Origin of the sequence: Chitinophaga sp. (assembly GCF_035564935.1) — a bacterium.
In the GTDB taxonomy this organism is placed as follows: Bacteria; Bacteroidota; Bacteroidia; order Chitinophagales; family Chitinophagaceae; genus Chitinophaga.
The window spans coordinates 1-4,950 of sequence record NZ_DATMTE010001030.1 but is presented as its reverse complement, the minus strand read 5'-3'; the positions used below and the strand labels follow the sequence as shown (position 1 = coordinate 4,950).

Genomic DNA, 4,950 nt, shown 5'->3' with positions numbered 1-4,950 from the left:
GACGCTGTGAACATAATAATTAATAAGAGGAAAGTTTTCATTTCTTATGAGCGATTATACATTAATAAATCAATGTTGGTTTTAACTAACATTGGATCCACAGGGCTACAAGTGGTCTATTGTTCGTTCTGAGTAACATTTGGATTCTCTATAATTACATCCAGGGAAATCCGCATTGCAACACGGGCCTCTGTGGGGCCAACTGTAAGCGGTCCTGAATTAAAAGAAGCATATTTCCTTTCCATAGGCAGGCCCGTTCTGAAATAGTCGTATCCAATATGTCCTTCAAATGCCAGCTCCAGCCTGCGTTCCCTCATAATTGCATTAAACAGGGGGGAGCCGGTGAGCCCGCTGAGCGGGTCAAGCCCCGCCCGGGTATGAATTATATTTAAATCTCCCAATGCACCGGACATGTTGCCCTGCTTCACACGGGCCTCCGCGCGTGTGAGGAACATTTCTGAAAGTCGTAGATGGTGGAAAGGAGCATTACTGGTGAGTACGCCATACTTCAGGTAATTGTAATAGTATTTCCAGGTACTAAGCGTATCGGTGGTATTATTCTGGTACTTATCAGTTTTGTAAAAGTTCCGGCGCAGGTCATTGGCAGCCAGCATACCAAGCAAATCTGAAGAAGGTTTTACCTGACCGGTGGAGTAATTAGGGTTGCCCGCGTACACGCCGGCAGGTTGATTCAGCAGCATAGGCAAGGTGGTAGTTAACGGATCATGATTTAACGCCCAGATAGTTTCCAGATTCCCCTGGTTGCTATTGTTGTAATAATTGGCATAAGCATCCACCTGAAGAAGGCTATATCCGCCGTTATTAATTACTGAATCAGCACACTGTTCCGACAATTTTGCATACCTGGTATCAGCCGCCGCATAGGTACCGCTCATATAAAGATAAACCCTGGATAGTAACGCGTAAGCAGCATACTTACTGACATAACTGTTAACTTTCTTTTGAGTAAACAGGGGAATAGCAGTTGTCAGATCTTTTATAATCTGATCGTATGTTGCTGCAACTGATTCCCTTGGCGGCGGATTGCTGGTACTTGTAATTGGCAGGAGCACCAGTGGCACACCGGGGTTACCTGTTGGGTTCTGATAATATGGTCTTCCATATACCCGTACCAGGTTGAAATAAACAAAGGCGCGCATGAACAGGTTCTCCGCTTTTGCCTGAAGGATTACAGGATCAGATTCGCCTTCCTTCACATTCTTTAACACCATGTTTATACCCAGTAAAGCCTGATAGGAAGTTTGCCAGAACTGGTGAGACAAACCGAAATCCTTCGACTCTGAATTGGTAAAATTAAACGCATCAATATTCTGAGCATCCAGCAGGTTATTTGTAGACGTTTGATCAATGAAAGTGACGTTATTTCCGCGAAATTCACTGATATTGAACCAGGAAACTTCGTAATTCCCAGCCAGGCTGGTATAATTACCAATTGTAGCTTTCGTGTAGCCCTGTGGCGTCGAAAACTGCTGGGCCTCGAAATTGACATTATGCGGAGTCAATTCATCCAGTTTTTTATCACAACTTGCCAGTCCGATAATGATTGTCAGCAACAGGCAGGAAGAAAATATATTCATTGTTACTAAATTTAACATGAAGAAATATGGCTGTTAGAACCCTACGTTCAAACCAAACATCAGGCGTCTTGGCATTGCGCTGTTCAGCCCCGAGCCAAAGTATAAATTCGATATCCCAATAGTGGAGCCCTCAGGGTCCGACGCATACAGATCTTTGTTCGTAATTACAAACACATTATCTGCGCTTACATACACATTCAGAGAAGCAATTTTCATTCTGGCAAGCATTTCCGGCTTAAAATCATATGTAAGCCGGATATTTCTTAACCTCAGGTAACTGGCATCCTGGTAGATTAAAGAAGAATTGATATTGGTGCCTCCCCGCTGGCTAAATGCCGGATCATAAAAATCAGGATAGTTCGCATTGGTATCTCCCGGGCCTTTCCAGAAGCGCTGATTTTTCGTAGGTGCGGCCGTGTTATAACCCGATTGCCAGGCAGTAGGGCTCATGAAATTCTTCAAACCATTGTTCAATATCCTGTTTCCATAAGCATAGTTAAACAGCATGCTCAGGGAAAAACCTTTATAAACAAAAGTACTGGTAAATCCTCCGAAGAATTTTGGCGTTGCAGATCCTACTGTCTGGTAACTCAACAGGCTACCGGACTTGGCAAGCGGAATACTGTCGACGATAGTGGTACTTTTATCACCGTTAATCCGCTCAAACAAAGGATGGCCATTTTCCGGGTTCACCCCTACATACTTAATAGCTTTAAGTACATTGATATCATCTCCTACATACCGGTAATATGCGTTAGTGAAACCATCCTTCAGGGAATCGCCATAGATTCGTGTCAGTTGATTTTTATTAAAACTAATATTTGCATCAATTATCCACTTAAAATCCTTCGATTTCACAGCAACAGCAGACGCCGTTAATTCCACCCCTCTATTAGTCAGCTCGCCCACATTACGGATCTGTGTAGGGAAACCCATATAGGTTGGAAGTGTTACTGATTGCAGCAAACCTGCACTGCGACGTTTATAATAATCAACTGTCAGATTTATCCGGTTCCATAAACCAAGGTCAAGCCCAAGGTTAGTGGTATAGGTTGTTTCCCAGGTAATTTCATTATTGGCGAGCCGTTGGATCACCGAACCGAAAGTTGTGAGATTATTGTAGCGGACCGCATCTGAATAAGTGGTGAAGTTGAGGAAGTCGGCGCCCGCTTCCCTTCCGGAGGTACCATAGGCAACTCTGAGTTTCAGATTGGTAACGGGTTTAACCTGCTGCATAAATGCTTCCTTGTTAACCAGCCACCCTCCGCTGATGGAATAGAAACTACCATACCTGTTATCTCTTCCAAAGTTGGTAGAAGCATCCCTGCGCAAGGATAATGACGCAAAGTATTTGTTCCTGAAATTGTCATTAATCTCTCCGAAAAGCGAAAAAGAGGATTTTTCAAGCGGCGCGGGAGAATATGGAATAGCTGGAGTGCCGGTCAGGATATTTATCCAGGTGCCATAAGTCTGGAATGCGCCCAGGTTGCGTTCCCCGGGATAAGGCGTACCATATGCAGACTCAGACAGCGCCTCTGTACTGGTTTTGGAATATTCCTGCCCCAGCAACCCATTTAAGAGATGATCTCCAAAACGCCTGCGGGCGGTCAATAAGTTAGAGGTAAGGAAATAATTGCTCCGGGTATCGGTGATGGAAATTTCTCCATTTACAAATATCGGGTTGTTAGATGGACCATTATAACGGCCGCGATAAGTTCTTGGATCTCTATAGGAATTAAGATTGTTGTTGGTATATTGAAAGGTATTTGTACTCTGTACAGATAACCATGAAAGAATATCGTATTTAAGCTTGCCTGTGAGCAGATAACTCTGCTGCCGGGTAATAGCCGTATTCAGTTGATGGGAATAGAGTGGATTATCATTCCACCGAACAATCCGGCTTCCTGAAGGATTATAATTGTAGTTGGCCACGGAATCGGTAAGCTCCCCTTTTTGATTATAGGGTGTTACCCATGGCTGAAAGAGATAATTCTGACTCTCAGAAGTAGTGGAGGTATACGTATCGTAAAGTACATTCGAGTTTATACTAAGCAGCAGTTTCCTGGAGATTTTCTGGTCGAGGTTTAAACGGAAGGCTTTTCGGTCAAGATGATCACCAAGTACGGTACCGTCCTGGCTCAACCAGTTTACCGCTGTATAGACCTTTGTTTTTTCCGTTCCGCCGCTGACAGACAGGTTGACATTAGTTTGTTTACCATCCGGATACAGGGCCTTATTTGTCCAGTTATAATCATTCTTCAAATCCTCATCTGAATAAATCCGGGTGGTATTGAAATAATTATCAAAGCTACCGAAACGGGTCTGCAGCGACGGTGTGCTAGCATATATGGATTGCATACTACGATAAATGTGAGAAGTCAGCTGTTCCGTATTCATAAAATCTATCAGCCTGTTATTCTGTACTGCTCCATAATTCAGGCTGAGGTTCACCCTGACTTTCCCGTTTCCTCCGTGTTTGGTAACTACTACAATTACTCCCTGGGCAGCACGCGAACCATATATTGCAGTAGAAGCAGCATCTTTCAGAACATTAATACTTTCAATATCATTCGGATCCACAATATCCTGCAGGTTGGATGCTGTTGTAATCACACCATCTACCACGATCAACGGACCAAAGTTGGTATTTGAGGGATCCGGCATAGACGCCTGCCCGCGCATTACCACCTGCCCCCTGTTTGCCACGCTTCCTCCATTTTCTACGATGTACAGTCCTGTTGCCTTACCTTTAAGCATAGCCAGTGTATTTGCACCTGAAACCCCTTTCCTGAGATCTTCTCCATCAAAAGTCTGGATGGCCCCGGTTAGTTCACTCACCTTCTTTTGAGTATAGCCGGTAGACACTACTATCTCCCTCAACTGTGCATCCTTCTGATGCAGGGTAATGTTCAATACCGGGAGGTTTAGCACAACAGGGAATAACTTCTTGTCATAACCTATAAAGGATACTTCAACCACGTCTCCTATTGGGGCGCTTATCTTTGCGACTCCCTTTGAATCTGTCAGGGTAGTAATCCTGCTTTTTATGGCCAGCAAAGTGGCTCCGGAAAGGGCATTCCCCGCAGTATCGGTAACTACAATTCTCATCGTAGGGTTTTCCTGCGCCGGGGAAACCATCGTATTCATGAGATCATCGGCATTAATGTTTCCAGTTTTGGGCGACAGCACAATTGTTTTATCCTTAATCACGTATTTCACCGGCATATCTTTCAGGATCATATCCAGGAAAGCTCTTAATGGCATCTCAGAAACGGACAGGGATTTTGACTGAGAAGCAGACAGCAGCTTTTTATTATACAATACAGCATACCCGGTTTGCTTTTCTATTGCA

Annotated in this window: 2 protein-coding genes; both read right to left on the bottom strand. The window is 44.1% G+C overall.

All coding sequences use genetic code 11. The annotated features are described in order from the left end of the window. Positions 1-116: 116 nt before the first annotated feature. Positions 117-1,598: a RagB/SusD family nutrient uptake outer membrane protein gene (locus tag VN105_RS26725; protein ID WP_325646011.1), complete on the bottom strand. Its 1,482-nt coding sequence runs from the start codon at positions 1,596-1,598 to the stop codon at positions 117-119. Between the two features lie 33 nt (positions 1,599-1,631). Next, positions 1,632-4,950, bottom strand: a 3,319-nt coding sequence (locus VN105_RS26720; RefSeq protein WP_325646009.1) for a SusC/RagA family TonB-linked outer membrane protein, incomplete at its 5' end; no start/stop codon positions are given.

What these genes read in the sequence shown, in the direction of transcription:
- VN105_RS26725 (WP_325646011.1), bottom strand. Translation starts at nt 1,598, where the DNA reads ATGAATATATTTTCTTCCTGCCTGTTGCTGACAATCATTATCGGACTG.